The organism is Biformimicrobium ophioploci (assembly GCF_030270605.1).
In the GTDB taxonomy this organism is placed as follows: Bacteria; Pseudomonadota; Gammaproteobacteria; order Pseudomonadales; family Cellvibrionaceae; genus Biformimicrobium; species Biformimicrobium ophioploci.
Genome location: NZ_BSYJ01000002.1, coordinates 518,778 through 534,058 on the forward strand (window position 1 = coordinate 518,778; position 15,281 = coordinate 534,058).

15 protein-coding genes are annotated in these 15,281 nt (G+C 57.6%); 8 read left to right on the forward strand and 7 right to left on the reverse strand.

The genetic code is table 11. The features are described 5' to 3' along the window. Positions 1-15: 15 nt before the first annotated feature. Positions 16-891, forward strand: coding sequence for a regulatory signaling modulator protein AmpE (gene ampE, locus QSJ80_RS05700; RefSeq protein ID WP_285763402.1), 876 nt, complete (start codon positions 16-18; stop codon positions 889-891). A gap of 169 nt (positions 892-1,060) precedes the next feature. Next, on the forward strand, positions 1,061-2,479 hold the full coding sequence (locus QSJ80_RS05705) for an aldehyde dehydrogenase family protein (protein ID WP_285763403.1): 1,419 nt from the start codon (positions 1,061-1,063) through the stop codon (positions 2,477-2,479). On the opposite strand, the gene QSJ80_RS05710 is transcribed toward QSJ80_RS05705, so the two are convergent. After that, a complete protein-coding gene (locus tag QSJ80_RS05710) occupies positions 2,480-3,370 on the reverse strand; it encodes an aspartyl/asparaginyl beta-hydroxylase domain-containing protein (RefSeq protein ID WP_285763404.1) in 891 nt (296 codons plus the stop codon). Continuing rightward, positions 3,367-4,239: an aspartyl/asparaginyl beta-hydroxylase domain-containing protein gene (locus QSJ80_RS05715; protein ID WP_285763406.1), complete on the reverse strand. Its 873-nt coding sequence runs from the start codon at positions 4,237-4,239 to the stop codon at positions 3,367-3,369. Before QSJ80_RS05715 ends, QSJ80_RS05710 begins: the two co-directional genes overlap by 4 nt. A gap of 158 nt (positions 4,240-4,397) precedes the next feature. Between QSJ80_RS05715 and QSJ80_RS05720 the strand changes: the two genes are divergently transcribed. After that, positions 4,398-5,351 (forward strand): threonine ammonia-lyase, encoded by a 954-nt coding sequence (locus tag QSJ80_RS05720; RefSeq protein WP_285763407.1) that lies wholly within the window; start codon positions 4,398-4,400, stop codon positions 5,349-5,351. Positions 5,352-5,358: 7 nt separating this feature from the next. Here the strand turns inward: QSJ80_RS05720 and QSJ80_RS05725 are convergent, their stop codons facing one another. Genes QSJ80_RS05725 through QSJ80_RS05740 form a run of 4 tightly spaced genes read right to left on the reverse strand, consistent with a single transcriptional unit; the run spans position 5,359 to position 9,238 of the window. Then, entirely contained in the window at positions 5,359-6,378 is a 1,020-nt protein-coding gene (locus tag QSJ80_RS05725; protein WP_285763408.1) for an ABC transporter permease, read from the reverse strand. After that, complete coding sequence (locus tag QSJ80_RS05730; protein ID WP_285763410.1) at positions 6,375-7,313, reverse strand: ABC transporter ATP-binding protein; 939 nt, start codon at positions 7,311-7,313, stop codon at positions 6,375-6,377. The genes QSJ80_RS05725 and QSJ80_RS05730 overlap by 4 nt, the downstream gene beginning before the upstream one ends. Then, on the reverse strand, positions 7,310-8,881 hold the full coding sequence (locus QSJ80_RS05735) for an AmpG family muropeptide MFS transporter (protein ID WP_352176211.1): 1,572 nt from the start codon (positions 8,879-8,881) through the stop codon (positions 7,310-7,312). The genes QSJ80_RS05730 and QSJ80_RS05735 overlap by 4 nt, the downstream gene beginning before the upstream one ends. A gap of 18 nt (positions 8,882-8,899) precedes the next feature. Then, positions 8,900-9,238 carry an MGMT family protein gene (locus tag QSJ80_RS05740; RefSeq protein WP_285763412.1) on the reverse strand — a complete coding sequence of 113 codons (339 nt, stop codon included), beginning with the start codon at positions 9,236-9,238 and terminating at the stop codon, positions 8,900-8,902. Between the two features lie 83 nt (positions 9,239-9,321). Here QSJ80_RS05740 and QSJ80_RS05745 point away from each other — a divergent pair, with 83 nt between their 5' ends. Together QSJ80_RS05745 and QSJ80_RS05750 are read left to right on the forward strand one after the other, a co-directional pair. Continuing rightward, entirely contained in the window at positions 9,322-10,347 is a 1,026-nt protein-coding gene (locus tag QSJ80_RS05745; RefSeq protein ID WP_285763414.1) for a DUF481 domain-containing protein, read from the forward strand. A gap of 191 nt (positions 10,348-10,538) precedes the next feature. Further along, complete coding sequence (locus QSJ80_RS05750; protein WP_285763415.1) at positions 10,539-11,567, forward strand: sigma 54-interacting transcriptional regulator; 1,029 nt, start codon at positions 10,539-10,541, stop codon at positions 11,565-11,567. 12 nt (positions 11,568-11,579) lie between these two features. Here the strand turns inward: QSJ80_RS05750 and QSJ80_RS05755 are convergent, their stop codons facing one another. Then, complete coding sequence (locus QSJ80_RS05755) at positions 11,580-12,341, reverse strand: SDR family oxidoreductase (protein WP_285763417.1); 762 nt, start codon at positions 12,339-12,341, stop codon at positions 11,580-11,582. A gap of 191 nt (positions 12,342-12,532) precedes the next feature. On the opposite strand from QSJ80_RS05755, the gene QSJ80_RS05760 reads away from it, so the two are divergent. From QSJ80_RS05760 to groL, 3 genes are all read left to right on the forward strand, one after another. Continuing rightward, positions 12,533-13,015: an FxsA family protein gene (locus tag QSJ80_RS05760; RefSeq protein WP_285763418.1), complete on the forward strand. Its 483-nt coding sequence runs from the start codon at positions 12,533-12,535 to the stop codon at positions 13,013-13,015. A gap of 194 nt (positions 13,016-13,209) precedes the next feature. Beyond that, positions 13,210-13,503: a co-chaperone GroES gene (locus QSJ80_RS05765; RefSeq protein WP_285763420.1), complete on the forward strand. Its 294-nt coding sequence runs from the start codon at positions 13,210-13,212 to the stop codon at positions 13,501-13,503. Between the two features lie 55 nt (positions 13,504-13,558). Beyond that, positions 13,559-15,202 (forward strand): chaperonin GroEL, encoded by a 1,644-nt coding sequence (gene groL / locus QSJ80_RS05770; protein ID WP_285763421.1) that lies wholly within the window; start codon positions 13,559-13,561, stop codon positions 15,200-15,202. Positions 15,203-15,281 lie beyond the last annotated feature (79 nt).

The window sequence follows — 15,281 nt, forward strand, 5'->3', positions numbered from 1 at the left end:
TTGAACGGGTGGGAAATGTCACTTCTGATCATCTTGTTGACGCTGGCTCTGGTCCAGATCTGGGGTTCCGGTGCGCCACTGCACAAGGACGAGTGGTACGCGAGGCTGGCTGAGCGCTTGCAGCAGCTTAAGGGGCTTGCGGCAATTCGCGGTGGTGTCATGTTTGCCTCGATCTTCCTGCCCGCACTGGCGGTCTCGCTGTTACTGGCGATGGTTGATGCCATATTCGGTGGGTTCTTCCTGCTGGTTGTGTCTGTTCCTCTGTTGCTCTACTGCATGGGCAGGGGAGACTTCAATGAGACCGTAGCGAACTACCTGAAGCACTGGTACCGCGGCGATAGCGAAGGCGCGTGGCAGGTCGTGGAGCCGATGCTGCGCGAGGCCGGCCAGACGGGTGATGTCGAAAATGCAGAACAGATGCAAGAACAGATGTTCCGCGCCACCGCCTATCGAGCCTTTGAAAGGTTGTTCGCCGTGCTGTTCTGGTTTCTGGTCGCCGGCATTGGCGGTGCGCTGGTCTACCGCCTGAGCGCGATCTACCGCAATAGCCACCGGGAAGACGGGTTGGCGCAGCGCTGGCTCTGGCTACTGGAGTGGCTGCCGGTCCGGGTTATGGGCTTTTCTTTCGCCGTGGTCGGAAATTTCGCCGGCTGTTACGAAGCCTGGCGTCGTTGTCTGGGCTGCGGCCAGCGCAGTACCGTCGACGTGCTGGAGGAATACCTGGAGGGGGCGTTGGGCGGTATTCACCCCGGGGCCTGTATGTCCGAGGCTGGCGGCGTAGACGGGCGCAAATATTGTGGCGCGCAACTGGAAGCGCTGCGTTCACTGCTGTCGCGCACGCTGCTGCTCTGGATCACAGTCATCGCACTGGCAGTACTGATTGGTCTGTAACCTGTGGGTCTGTAGCGGGGCAGGCGGACTGCGGGTGTGATCCCGATTGACCAGATTTGCCAGTCCTGTCGCAGCAATCGGGTCGTTGTCAGGCCGCGCCGGAGGCGCTCTAATAGCCCCAAGATGCCGGTTTGCCGGTATGAAAATTGAATGAATTCGGGAAAATAAGATGGAAGCGAGTGCAATTGTGCGTGTGCCGGCCGGTAACCAGGGTGCCGGATTTGATGCAGCGGGCCTGGTCGGTGAGCTGCGTGACTACTTCATCAGCGGTGGGACGCGCAGCCTCGACTGGCGCCGGCGCCAGCTACGACAGCTGAGCCGTATGCTCGCGGACCATGAGGCGCGTTTTCTCGAGGCCCTGAAGGCCGACCTGCACAAGGCACCGCTGGAGGGCTGGGCGACCGAAGTATCGTCCGTGCAGGGTGATATCCAGCACGCGCTCAAGCACCTGAAAAAGTGGATGCGCAGGCGCAAGGTTGCCACGCCAATGGTTGTTCAGCCCGGCAAGAGCTACGTGCAGCCGGAACCACTCGGCGTGGTACTGGTGATCGGCGCATGGAACTATCCCCTGCAACTCGCACTGGCGCCGCTTGTGCCGGCTATCGCCGCAGGCAACTGCGCGGTGCTGAAGCCGTCTGAGCTGGCGCCTGCCACCTCCGCATTGATTGAGGAGTTGCTGCCGCAGTACCTGGACAACGGCGCATTCCGGGTAGTACCGGGCGCGGTTGAGGAAACCACCGCACTGCTCGAGCAGCGCTGGGACCACATCCTGTATACCGGTGGCGGTAATGTGGGCAAAATCGTGATGGCTGCGGCGGCGAAGCACCTGACCCCGGTGACCCTGGAGCTGGGCGGCAAGAGCCCGTGTATTGTTGCGGATGACGCGGATCTGGAAGTTACCGCGCGCCGTATCGCCTGGGGCAAATTTACCAATGCCGGCCAGACCTGTATCGCCCCTGATTATCTGCTTTGTACTCCGGCTATGGCCGCACGCCTGTTGCCGGCAATCGCTGACGCGACGCGCGAAATGTTCGGGGAAGAGGCCAAGGCCTCGGATGATTACGGCCGTATCGTCAACTCGCGCCACGCCGCGCGCCTCGCGGCATACCTGGAAGATGGTGAAGCCTTTATGGGTGGCGAGGCGGATGTAGAAGAGCGTTATATCGCACCCACGATCCTGACCGGTGTCAGCCTGGACTCTGTAGTGATGCAGGAGGAGATCTTCGGCCCGATCCTGCCGGTAGTGGAGATCGAGAGCCTGGATATGGTGGAGGATTTCGTCAATGGCCGGGACAAACCACTCGCACTGTACGTGTTCAGTCAGGACGACGCATTCGCCGACCGGATCCTGGAAAATTGCAGTTCCGGCAACGCCTGTGTGAATGACTGCATGATGTTTATGGCGGTACATGACCTGCCGTTTGGTGGGGTGGGCCCGAGCGGAATGGGTGCCTACCACGGCGAGCATGGCTTCAAGACTTTCAGCCACTTCAAGGCTGTGCTTAAGAAGAAAACCATGCTGGATCTCAAGGTGCGTTACGCACCTTTCACTTCGGGTAAGTTCAAGCTGCTGCGCAAGTTACGTTGATCAACTTGTTTCGAGCAGGTTATGCCTGCTCGATTTTCTCTTCGCGGAAAAGAAGGCATTCACGCTTTCTTTCTGATTTTTTCTCACTGTCTCGATATAATATTTTCTGGTTGCTGTGACGGAATCAATAAGCTCTAATGTTTTTCTCTCTGCCAACGAAAGTTCTGGGTGCCAGAAATCGAAGAGCAGGACCGCCCGATTTTCGCTGGAGTCGTTCCAGACACTGTGAAGAATGCTGTCGTCTAGCACCAGGCAGCGACCTTCTTGCCATTCTCTTCTTTCATCAGCAACATCAATACCACAATTATTTGGAATCGATAATCCTAGGTGGCAACGAAGTCGGTAGTTAAAGGGGCCGTAATGCGGGGCTACTTTCGTCCCCGGACGCATGATGGAAAAATAGGCGGGGCCTGCGCCATGTGTTTCTGGTATTTCCGACAGGAGTTGGCAGGTGATAGGACAGATTTTGTCTATTTCGGGAAGAGGATAGCCTACTGACGTGAGGTAGAAAGTATCCCATTGACCCTTCTCTGTATGGTAAGCATTCTGGTGTCCGTGCAGAATTCCGTATTTTTCAAGCGATAGGTATTCGTTACGGATATCTTGCCAACGGGATTCGAGCATCGGTATCCAGTTGAACTTTGAAGTATCCGGGTAGGGTACAGCTGAGAGATCTGGATAGTACCAGCGGTCAGACTGCATATCATGCATGCGTCTGTGTGGTCTGAGCTGACAAACTCCCTCAACAAATTCAGCCATGCGCGTATAAGCGCTTTTCTCGGCTTTATAATACTTAAGGGATGCCTTTGACAGAGTTTGCAAAAACGCATTTTTTCCATTTTTTCCAAATACTTTGTTGCTCGCACGGTAACTGAAATTTGCTATGCTCATCGCTTTTTTACCTCTTCTGTTCCCTGGTAGATCTCTCTCACTAATTGCCTCTGTCGCTCTACGATGTGATCCGTGTACTGATTTTGATAATTCGTTAGAGAGTCCAGCATGCCCAGTGTTTTTCGTTCAGCCTCAGATAGGTCTGGATGCCAAAAGTCAAATAGCAATACGACGCGATTTTTGCTTGAGCAGTTCCAGACTTCGTGAGTTAGGCTGTCATCAAATATCAGGCACTTGCCTTCCTCCCAGTGGAAAGTACGTCCAGCAACCTTCATGCCGCAATCTTCCGGCACCAGTAATGGTAGGTGTACTCTCAAGCGGGTGTTAACCGGGCCTGTATGGGGAGAAACTTTGGTCTTGGGGCGCATAACTGAAAAGAAAGCACGGCCAGCACGATGTGTTTCCGTAATCGACCGTAATAAATCAAAGGTTCTTGGGCAAAACTCTCGTACTCCAGGTAAAGGCCTGCCTGAGCTCCAGAGATAGAAAGTGTCCCATGTCCCTTGCGGTAGCAGGAACCTATGTTGATGCTGCTGGAATACGTTTCTCTGCTCCAATTCGAAGTACTCCGCCAGAATGGTTTTCCAGTTTGCTTCTAGGTCCGTAATCCAGAAAAAACGGGACGATGCGTGTTCGGGGGTAGCTTGAAGGCCAGGATAACAACGGCAGTCTCTTTGTGAGGGGTGGGCCTGTGTAAATGGTTTCAGGCCGCAGAGCGCGTCGACGTATTCGGACATCCGCATCCGTGCCGCCTTATCGGCGCGCCAGAAAAACATTGCTGCGGAGGTCAATGTTTGCAGCGCCGCATGCCTGTTTTTACGTCGTAGAAATCTCTTCGCGGTATTGATGCTCGCCGTTGAAATGCCCATATTGGAGTCAATAGTTATTGTTTGCGCTGCTGGAAAGATAGGCCCACGGGAGAGAAGAAGCCATGAAAAATAAGAAAACTGGCGTTAGTTGAATTATCCTGTGAGATCCCGAGGGCTCTCGGTTTATTCCCTGTCAGTAATATTGTGTTGGTCATCATATGTCTCTGAATTTACCCGCCACCGAAGATGTATTCAGCGCTGCCCAGCGCATTGCGCCATTTGTGCATGAAACGCCATTGATGACCTCTGAGCGCCTGTCGGACCTGGCGGGTGCGGAGCTGTACTTCAAGTGTGAGCACCTGCAGAAGGTGGGCGCGTTCAAGGCAAGGGGGGCGGTCAATGCGGTGTTGCAGCTTCCGCCTGAGCAGAAGCTGGTGGCCACCCATTCGTCCGGTAACCACGGTGCCGCGTTAGCGTGGGCGGCAGCAGCCAGCGGCCGGGAGAGCATTGTGGTCATGCCCGAGAACGCCCCGGCGGTGAAGAAGGCCGCTGTTGCGGGTTACGGCGCGAAGGTTGTCGAGTGTGGCCCGACCCTGGCCAATCGTGAGGCTGCGCTTGCGGATGTGGTAAGCGAGACGGGGGCACATGTGGTTCCGCCTTACGACGACCCGCGCATTATTGCCGGCCAGGGCACCGTGGGAGTGGAGCTGGTGCGCCAGTGTCGCGAGCGGGGTTTTGTACCGGATCTTGTGGTGGCTCCCATCGGTGGCGGAGGCCTGCTCGCCGGTACCGGCCTGGCATTGAGGGGGCTGTTGCCGGAGTGCAAATTGATCGGTGCCGAGCCTGCCGGCGCGGCCGATGCGCACCTTTCCCTGCGCTCGGGTGTACGCCGGACCGATGTGGTCTCGAACACCATTGCCGATGGCCTGCGCACCACGATTGGCGAACGGAATTTTGCGGTTGTTCGCGATACGGTACAGGATATCGTTACGGTATCCGAAGATGGTATTCGCGATGCGATGCATCTGATCTGGAGCCGGATGAAGCAGCTGGTGGAGCCCTCGGCGGCAGTCTCACTCGCCGGCGTTTTTGAGCACGCTAGCCGCTTCCGCGGCAAGAAAGTTGTACTGGTGCTGAGCGGTGGCAACGTGGATATGCCTGCACCGGCTTAAGGCGCTTTCAATCCTCGCGCCAGCGGAAAAGTGTGGCGGCGATTATCAGGAAAACGATCGTCATCGCCAGCAGGATGCCGAGTTGTGGCGCAACGTCTGCAAGTGTTGCTCCCTCTAGCATGACGGAGCGCGCAGCGCTCACCATATGCGTCAGGGGGAAAACTGCGGCGACACCCTGGAGCCATTCCGGCGCCTGATCCAGAGAAAACCAGACACCGGACAGCAGCAACATCGGGAAACTGAAAAAGTTGAGGATGCCATTCGCGGCTTCTTCGCTGGCTGTGCGCGCAGCAATAATCAGGGCCAGCGCGATCAGCGCCAGGTTGCCGCATATGGCGATGATATAAAGCGTGCTGTAGCTGCCGAGCATCAGGAAGTTGACCATCAGCTTGCACACGATGAAAACGATGGTGGATACGATCAGCAGGATACACAGCCGGGACAGCGCCTGCGCCAGCAGGAATTCAGCCGGCTTCACCGGGGTTGCCTGCAGCCGTTTCAGTACGCCATTCTTGCGATAGCGAACAATGACATAGCCCACGCCGAACAGGGCGCTGAACATCATATTCATGCCCAACACGCCCGGAATTACCCAGTCCACATAGCGTATCGCCCTGCCGGGCACCTCCGCACGCTCCATCGACATCTGTGGGCTGTCAGCCGGCACGCGCAACAGTTTTTCAACCGCTTTGCCATTGACGGAGCGGGGGTTGATCCAGTATTTGCCTGCCTGTGGGTCATATAGCAGGTCCAGCTGCTGGTAGCGCAGCTGGGTGGTTGCCCGGTTGAGATCGTCGTAATAAATCGTGCGGATGTAATCCTGCTGTAGGACAGGCGGGGCTTCGGCTTGCGGAGCGCCGAGTACACCCACCGAAAAAATCGCCGGGTCCTGGCGGGAGAAGGCAAACCCGATCACGGCAACAATCAGCGGCGGTACCAGGAATGACCAGAACAGCGAGCCCTTGTCGCGGTAGTATTCCTTGTTGCGCGCAATGAACAGCGCCCTGATATTTCTCAGGGAAATCATCCAGTGCTCCCCTCGCTAGCGAGACTTTCCTGCGCTTCCAGGGAGAGGCCGGTGAGCTTCAGGAACAGGTCGTCGAGGGTGGGGTTGCGAACCTGCAAACCGTCCAGCGAGATATTACTCTCGATCAGTTGTTGCAGTGTCCTGTCCACGGAGGATGAGGTGATCATGGCCTGGCCACCGCTGAAGCTCAGGGTATCGGCGAGCTCGCGGCGTAACGCTTCGCAATTGTCCGTGAAGTGTGTCTGCGGCAGGCACACCAGCACGTGTTCGAAGTGCTCATCGAGCAGCGCCTGCGGGCTGCCGCGCGCGATGATCTTGCCCTGGTTCATGATGGCGAGGTCGTCGCAGAGGCGCTCCGCCTCCTCCATATAGTGGGTGGTCAGCAGGACCGTCTTGCCTCGCGCGCGGATGGTTTCCACCAGGTGCCAGAACTGCCTGCGTGAATGCGGATCCAGCCCGGTTGTGGGCTCATCTAGGAAGACCAGTTCCGGGTCATTCACCAGGGCAACAGCCAGCAACAGGCGCTGCCTCTGGCCACCGGACAGCTTTGAGGCGGAGCGATCCAGAATATCCTGCAGCTGGCACAGGTCGACCAGTTGCTGGCGCGGCATGGGCGCGGGGTAAAAACTGGCGAACAGGTCAAGTACTTCATTGACCTTGAGATAGTCCATCAGCGCCGTCGACTGGAACTGTATGCCTGCCTGGTCTGCAAGCTGGCGGCGCTGCGGGTCACCTTTGTACAGGATGTCGCCGGCAGTCGGCGTCGACACGCCCTCTATCATTTCAATGGTGGTGGTCTTACCCGCGCCGTTAGGTCCAAGCAGGCCAAAGCAGATACCGGTGGGAATCTCCAGGGAGATCCCCTTGACCGCTTCAAATCCATCGTAGGATTTACTCAGGTTTCGAAGTGTCAGGATCGGCGCGCGAGCATTCAAGGCCGCACCTGTACGGTTTCAGATATCCGGTCGAGCGGCTTGCGGATACTCCACAGCAGGATCAGGCTTGGAATGACCATCAGTGCGGTGATGGCAAAGAATATGAACCAGTCGCCTTCAAGCCAGTCCACCAGCGCGCCGCTGTAGGACGACAACAGGGTGCGCGAGAAGGTCCCGAGCGAGGCCATCAGTGCGTACTGGGACGCGGTGAACGCCTTATTACTCAGCATGGATAGGAACGCGACAAAGGCGACCGTCGACCAGGCCTGGCAGAAGCCGTCGACGATGACCGTAAACGCATAGAACGGGATATTGGGCCCGATGATCGACATGGCCGAAAACAGCAGGTTACTCGCCGCCATGGCAATGCCGCCGATCATCAACCCGCGAACGATCCCGAAGTGCATATTGAAGATGCCGCCGACCACGGAGAACAGGATCGTCACCCACCAGCTCAATAGCTTGGAGTAGGTTGCGATATCGGTATTGCTGAAGCCGATTTCTGCATAGAAGACCACCGACATCCGGCCGAGGAAGGCCTCGCCAATCTTGAACAGGAAAATAAAGGCCAGGATTGCTGCCGCAAGTTTCACACCGTTGCGCCGGAAAAATTCCAGGAACGGTTCGACCAGGGTCACGATTAACCAGGATGTCACCTTGTGAATGGGCTGCACTTGCAGGCTCTGGCTTGCGCTTGCCTCCTGCTGCGCGACCCTGACCAGCTGCACAGCCAGTGCGACCAGCAAGAGGCCAAGCAATACGAACGCACTGTGCCCGAGGAGGTCCGCAAAGAGCAGCGCGACGGTGGCCACCAGGCCGAAGAGCGTGAAAATGATGCCCATGTTCTGCGCTTTTGAGGCCGAGGCCACCTTGTGCAGGTAGTTGTTTTCTGCGCTCTCCTGCATCGCATCGCGGTTGGTTACCGGCTCCTTCGCAAGGATGGTGACGAGGGAGATGGCGACAACCATGACTGTCATCAATACGTAGATATCCGGCCAGGTCCAGTTGGGGTTGTCGGACAGCCACAGCGGGAAGAAGCCCAGACCGGCGTATCCAGTCCACCAGCCTGAGGTGGTCATGGCCGATGCCGCGGTGAGGGCCTTTTTCTCGTGGTCGGCGAAACTGTCGATCCTGAAGGCGTCGATGGCAATATCGTGAGTGGCGGCGAAGAAGGCGAGGGCGACCGCCGCCCAGGCGATGACCTCGAGGCTGTCTGCCGGTGACTGGCGGCTGATGTAGTAGGCGCAGGCGGCAATGCCCATCTGCCCGAGGAATATCCAGCCGCGGCGCTGGCCGAGGAAGCGCAGGTGGATCCTGTCGACCAGCGGCGACCAGAGCCAGTTCAGGGAGTAGGCCGCGAACACCGCACCGAAATAGCCGATGGTTGTGCGCGACAGGTCGTTCTCTTTCAGCCAGAGGGTGAGGGATGACCCGATAATGACCCAGGGAAAGCCACTGGAAATACCCAGGGCGAAAACGGTGAGTACGCGCTTGTCCAGGTAAGTCTTGAGATGCTCGGAGAATTCGCTGCGAGAGATGATGGCGGCCTTCCTTAGCTGCTGCTGTATTTATCTGTTCATTATTGATCAGGGGCCCGGTGTTTGTTGCGGGTCCCACCGATAACGCTTCAGTGCCACGCGCCCGGCAATGACTTCCACGCCCTCCTGAGCCAGCTTCGCCGCCTGGCGTTGCGCGGCGGCCCCGTCCAGTGAGATCCGGCCACTGGCGTTGACCACCCTGTGCCATGGCAGATCCGAGCCTACCGGCAGGTTTTTCAACACTTGACCGGCGAATCGCGCAGCGCGGGGCAGGCCGGCCATGGCTGCCAGATCACCGTAAGTGACAACGCGACCTGCGGGCACCATCGAGAGTACACGATGAATACGCGTTGTGGCATCATTGTCGCTTAAAGGTGTTTTTTGCATATTCTTGCGTTCACGAGTGGTATTCCCGGGGGCAAGGCCCTATTGTCCGGAGCCTGTGAATCGCAGTCCAGAGGTAAAATTCGTTGAATAGACTCTTTGCCTGGCTCTGCGGGGGGCTGGCATCCCTGACTGTTGCTGCCCAGGCATCGGCGGGCACTCTGACGCTGGTCAATGGCGACCTGTTGCACGGTGAGTTACTGCTGGTCGAGCCGAATACGGTGACGTGGCAGTCCGAAAATTTCGGCACCATGGTTGTCGACAAGTCCAAGATCCTCTCCATCGATACCGAAGTGAACCTGAAGGTCGCGGGACGAAATGACCCGTGTTCTCTTGAGAGTCACGCAAGTGAGCGCTGGGAGCTGGACTGTGCCGGTGGGCCGGGCTGGATCATGGATTTCCAGGGGGTGGAACGGGCGCTGCCTTACGCGACATTCGAAGCCTCCCCGGTCACCCATAAGGGACGCATTTCCGCTGCCGGTATTTTCGAAAGCGGCAATGTCGAGCGCAAGAACTGGGACATCAACGGCAACTACGACATCCTGGACGGCGACCTCCAGCACAAGCTGCGTTCCGTGTACCAGAACCGTATCGGCGAAGATGCAAAGAATGTAGAGAATATCCTTCTCGGCTACGAGATGCGCTGGGTGTTCGGCGACAAGTGGTTCGCTTCGGCCAATACCACCGGCCAGCATGATGAAGCCAAGAATATTGAACTGAGGACCGCGCTGGGTCTGGGTATCGGTTACCGTTTCTTTGAAACCGACAAGGCCGCGCTGGTCCTGCAGAGCGGCTTTACCGGTCTGGATGAGCGCCGCATCGAAGAAGTGGAAGGTGAGGACGCCACCTCCCAGTACGCGGCCTGGCGCTGGGCTGCAGAATACCGCTACAAACTCGGCCTCGGGCCCGAGCTGTTCTACAACCAGGAAGCCCTGTGGTCACTGGAGGACAGTGCGGACATCGAGAGCCAGGTGAAACTGGGCATGCGCATGCCGTTTACCCAGAAAATTGTCACCGAAGTACGCTACGAAACCGATTACGATGGCCAGCCATCAGGTGACAAGGAAAAAATGGACACACGCGTGACGGTTGGTGTCGGTTACGAATGGTAATTGGCGCACCCGGGTCCACGGCCCGGGTACATGCCTTCTGTAATTCTTCTTTTCTCTTCTCTCTGGCGCGCGACTGCTCTGTAACAAGGTCAGGCGTGCCATTCAAGTACGAACTGCCTGTTCGATTCCCGCTATAGTTATTGGGTTACGGCCTTTTCGGCCGGATGTAGGGGTATGGCGGAAAAGGAATTATGGCAGTCAATAACTTCCACGGAATATTGAGCCAGTGCAGCCTCATGGAAGAGGTGTTCACCAGCATCAGCCGCTGTGCGGCTGCGGATGTACCGGTATTTATTACCGGCGAGACAGGCACTGGCAAGGAGTTGGCCGCACGGGCCTGCCACCTGGAGAGCCCGCGCCGCGAGCAGCCGTTTATCGCAATCAATTGCGCCAATCTCAACGAAAACCTGATGGAGTCCCAGTTGTTCGGGCACCGGCGCGGCGCTTTCACCGGCGCGACCTCCGATCATGCCGGCGCACTCAAGTCGGCCGGGCATGGCACCCTGTTTCTCGATGAAGTCACGACACTGCCGATGCCGCTGCAGGCCAAATTGCTGCGCGCGGTCCAGGAGCGTGAGTTTGTTCCTCTAGGTAGTCATACGCCGGAGAAGTTTGAGGCGCAGTTTGTCTCCGCGTCGTCAACTTCCCTGTCTGAAGCGGTATCCCGCGGCGAGTTTCGCGAGGACCTCTATTATCGCCTGAATGTGGTGATGTTTGACTTGCCGCCACTGCGCAAGCGGGCCGGTGATGTGGAATTCCTGGCGCGCCATTTCCTGAGGGCTTACAGCGAGGCCTGGAACAAGGACTTCGTTAATTTTGACGAAGATGCGCTCGAGCGCATGCGTGATTACCCGTGGCCGGGCAACGTGCGCCAGCTGGAAAATATCCTCAAGGGTGTGATTGCGCTGAATTACGGCCCTGTTGTCACCGCGGCAATGCTGGAGGGGCCGATGAACGAGGCCATGAAGTATCAGCAGAGACCGGCTGCCCAGCTTGGCATGGGCGCTTCACTGGCCAATATGCAGCAGCGCTTGCGCAAGAATGGCCGCCGGCGCGGCGACCAGGAGGTCCAGCCGCTGTGGTGGGTAGAAAGGGAAACAATCGAGCACGCCATCAAGCTTTGTGGCGGCAATATCATCAAGGCAGCGGGGCTGCTTGAGGTCAGTCCCTCCACGATCTATAGAAAGCGGGAGAAGTGGCTGCAGCAAGAGGAGCAGTGAAAACTACCGCCCTCAGATGCGCGCGCCGCCATCAATCTCCAGTACCCGTCCACTGACATAATCGTTTTCGATGATGAAGGCGGCAGTCTGTGCAATTTCCTCCGGCTGTCCGATGCGGCGCAGTGGCACCTGCTTTACCAGTCCTTCAAGAATTTCCGGACGCATCTGGGCGACCATCTCCGTGCCGATGAAGCCCGGTGCTATGCCCGCACAGCGAATGTGGTAACGCCCAAGCTCGCGCGCCCAGGTCACGGTCATGGCGGCAACGCCTGCCTTGGTGGCCGAGTAGTTGGTCTGGCCCATATTGCCGGCCTTGGAGAGGCTGGATATGTTGATGATGACTCCGCCATTGCCATCTTCCGCCATGATGCCCGCCGCAGCGCGGCCGCAGAGGAAAACGCCGGTCAGGTTCACATCGATCACGGACTGCCACTGCGACAGGGACATGCGGTCTACCAGCTTGCCCTCCTTGACCTTGAGCAGCATGCCGTCGCGCATGATGCCGGCGTTATTGATCAGTACCGAAATCTTGCCGAAATCCGCCTTGATGCTGGCAAAGGTTTCCTCAACGGCGGACTCATCGGTGACATTGGCCAGGTAAAACTTCGCCTTGCCGCCGGCCTTCTCACAGAGCTCGACGGTCTCCTGCAGGCGTTCTTCGTTGAGGTCGACCAGTGCCAGGCTACCCCCTTTTGCGGCCAGGTAGGTGGCCATTGCGCGGCCCAGCCCCTGGCCGCCACCGGTGATCACAATTACGCTCTCGGCAATTTTCATTGGCTTTCCTTTATTCCCAAACTGGGATTTGATCTTAGTCTGAACGCCCGTTGCGCTTGTAGGTGGACGCTGTTCTTTTTTCGGTGGCGAGTCTAACATGCAGGGCTGTTGGCGACATGAGCTGTCGGCAAAACCTTTCATTTGGCGCGGAAGGCCCCATATTTGAATTTTGCTAATTAAAGGAGTGACCTGTGCGCCCACTGCTCGCGCTGTTTATAGCAATACCGATTATTGAAATGTGGCTGTTGATTGCCGTTGGCAGCCGCATTGGTGCCCTGCCAACGATTGCTCTGGTGTTGCTGACCGCGATCATCGGCGTGGGGCTGTTACGCCAGCAGGGGCTCGCTACCCTCGCGCGGGCCAACCAGAAAATGGCGACCGGGGAGATGCCGGCGGGTGAAATGGTGGAGGGTATATTTCTCGCCGTGGGTGGTGCACTCCTGTTGACGCCCGGTTTCTTCACCGATGCGCTGGGCTTCGCCTGCCTGATTCCCGGGGTACGCCACTGGCTGGTGGGGGGGCTCCTGAAACGTTTCTTCATCATTACTCCGGCCGGGCGCGGCCCCGGCACCGATGGTGAAACCCGGATCGATATCATCGAAGGGGAGTTCCGGAGGGAGGAACGCCATGAGCGCGGGTCCGCCGAGCCTCCGGAAAATCGCAATGCTGATTGAAAATTGATCTATTGCCGCCCCATCTGGTCGATTTACTGCGATTTCTGAAAAAAATTGCCCCGCCACTGTTGAAATCGGCTCGGCTGCCCCTAAATACCTCTCACCAATTTTTGTGCTGTGACGCCCTGCGTCCGGCACCGGCCCCCGGGGCCGCATAACCATGCATATAAACAGAGTCATTGGAGATAATGTCCATGAAAATTCGTCCTTTACATGACCGCGTAGTCGTACGCCGCAAGGAAGAAGAAGCCAAGTCCGCCGGTGGCATTGTTCTGCCGGGCGCTGCCAAGGAAAAGCCCAACCAGGGTGAAGTGGTTGCCGTCGGTGAAGGCAAGCAGCTGGATAACGGCGACGTTCGCGCGCTGAGCGTAAAAGTTGGCGATACCGTGGTATTCGGTCGCTATGCAGACAGCAACACCCTCAAGGTGGACGGCGAAGAGCTGATCATCATGACTGAAAGCGATATCTACGGCGTACTGGAAGGCTGATCCTTCCCCCGTAGCGAACTATCCACCAAGACACAGAATTCGAGGAATAAGAGCAATGGCAGCTAAAGACGTAAAATTTGGCAATGACGCGCGCGTCAAAATGCTGGAAGGCGTAAACATCCTGGCAAACGCGGTTAAGACCACCCTGGGCCCTAAAGGCCGCAACGTGGTACTGGACAAGTCCTTCGGTGCACCGACCGTGACCAAGGACGGCGTATCCGTAGCCAAGGAAATCGAGCTGGAAGACAAGTTCGAGAACATGGGCGCGCAGATGGTGAAGGAAGTGGCTTCCAAGGCTTCCGACACTGCCGGTGACGGCACCACCACCGCGACCGTTCTGGCACAGGCCATCGTTTCCGAAGGCCTCAAGTCCGTAGCGGCAGGCTTCAACCCGATGGACCTCAAGCGCGGTATCGACAAGGTTGTGGTTGCAGCGGTCGAGCAGATCAAGGCTTCTGCACAGCCGTGCGCCGACTCCAAGGCGATCGCCCAGGTAGGCACCATCTCCGCCAACAGCGACGAGCAGATCGGCACCATCATTGCTGAAGCGATGGAAAAAGTTGGTAAGGAAGGTGTCATCACCGTTGAAGAAGGCAACTCCCTCGAAAACGAGCTGGACGTTGTTGAAGGGATGCAGTTCGACCGCGGTTACCTGTCTCCGTACTTCATCACTAACCAGGAAAACATGAGCGCCGAGCTGGAAGCACCGTTCATCCTGCTGGTAGACAAGAAGATTTCCAACATCCGCGACCTGCTGCCACTGCTGGAGCAGGTAGCCAAGGCCTCCAAGCCGCTGCTGATTATCGCTGAAGACGTAGAAGGCGAAGCGCTGGCGACTCTGGTTGTGAACAGCATGCGTGGCATCGTCAAGGTAGCTGCGGTGAAAGCACCGGGCTTCGGCGACCGTCGCAAGGCCATGCTGCAGGACATCGCGATCCTGACCGGCGGCACTGTGATTTCCGAAGAAGTGGGTATGGATCTGGAAGGCGCTACCCTGGAGCACCTGGGTACCGCCAAGCGTGTAACCCTGTCCAAGGAAAACACCACTATCGTTGATGGCGCTGGTGACCACGGCGACATCGAAGCACGTGTTAAGCAGATCCGTGCACAGATCGAAGAGTCTTCTTCTGACTACGACAAAGAGAAGCTGCAGGAGCGCGTTGCCAAGCTGGCAGGCGGTGTTGCGGTGATCAAGGTTGGCGCTGCCACCGAAGTAGAGATGAAAGAGAAGAAAGCCCGCGTTGAAGACGCCCTGCACGCTACCCGCGCTGCGGTTGAAGAAGGTGTGGTTCCTGGCGGCGGTGTTGCCCTGGTGCGCGCTATCCAGGCTGCATCCAACGTAGTAGGCGACAACGAAGACCAGAACCACGGTATCGCGGCTGCGCTGCGCGCCATGGAAACCCCGCTGCGCCAGATCGTGACCAATGCCGGTGACGAAGCCTCTGTGGTACTGGACAAGGTCAAGCAGGGCGAAGGCAACTTCGGCTACAACGCTGGCACCGGTGTGTACGGCGACATGATCGAAATGGGTATTCTGGACCCTGCCAAGGTAACCCGTTCCGCACTGCAGGCGGCAGCGTCTATCGCTGGCCTGATGATCACCACCGAGGCAATGGTTGCAGACAAGCCGGTTGAGGCTTCTGCTGCTCCGGCGATGCCAGATATGGGTGGTATGGGCGGTATGGGCGGCATGATGTAAATTTTCGTGCAGAGAGCGGCCTTTTCGCCTGATCTCGGCGTTGCGCCTGTTTCGCAAATGCTCACGTACTGTCAGTACG

What these genes read in the sequence shown, in the direction of transcription:
- ampE (WP_285763402.1), top strand. Translation starts at nt 16, where the DNA reads ATGTCACTTCTGATCATCTTGTTGACGCTGGCTCTGGTCCAGATCTGG.
- QSJ80_RS05705 (WP_285763403.1), top strand. Translation starts at nt 1,061, where the DNA reads ATGGAAGCGAGTGCAATTGTGCGTGTGCCGGCCGGTAACCAGGGTGCC.
- QSJ80_RS05710 (WP_285763404.1), bottom strand. Translation starts at nt 3,370, where the DNA reads ATGAGCATAGCAAATTTCAGTTACCGTGCGAGCAACAAAGTATTTGGA.
- QSJ80_RS05715 (WP_285763406.1), bottom strand. Translation starts at nt 4,239, where the DNA reads ATGGGCATTTCAACGGCGAGCATCAATACCGCGAAGAGATTTCTACGA.
- QSJ80_RS05720 (WP_285763407.1), top strand. Translation starts at nt 4,398, where the DNA reads ATGTCTCTGAATTTACCCGCCACCGAAGATGTATTCAGCGCTGCCCAG.
- QSJ80_RS05725 (WP_285763408.1), bottom strand. Translation starts at nt 6,378, where the DNA reads ATGATTTCCCTGAGAAATATCAGGGCGCTGTTCATTGCGCGCAACAAG.
- QSJ80_RS05740 (WP_285763412.1), bottom strand. Translation starts at nt 9,238, where the DNA reads ATGCAAAAAACACCTTTAAGCGACAATGATGCCACAACGCGTATTCAT.
- QSJ80_RS05750 (WP_285763415.1), top strand. Translation starts at nt 10,539, where the DNA reads ATGGCAGTCAATAACTTCCACGGAATATTGAGCCAGTGCAGCCTCATG.
- QSJ80_RS05755 (WP_285763417.1), bottom strand. Translation starts at nt 12,341, where the DNA reads ATGAAAATTGCCGAGAGCGTAATTGTGATCACCGGTGGCGGCCAGGGG.
- QSJ80_RS05765 (WP_285763420.1), top strand. Translation starts at nt 13,210, where the DNA reads ATGAAAATTCGTCCTTTACATGACCGCGTAGTCGTACGCCGCAAGGAA.
- groL (WP_285763421.1), top strand. Translation starts at nt 13,559, where the DNA reads ATGGCAGCTAAAGACGTAAAATTTGGCAATGACGCGCGCGTCAAAATG.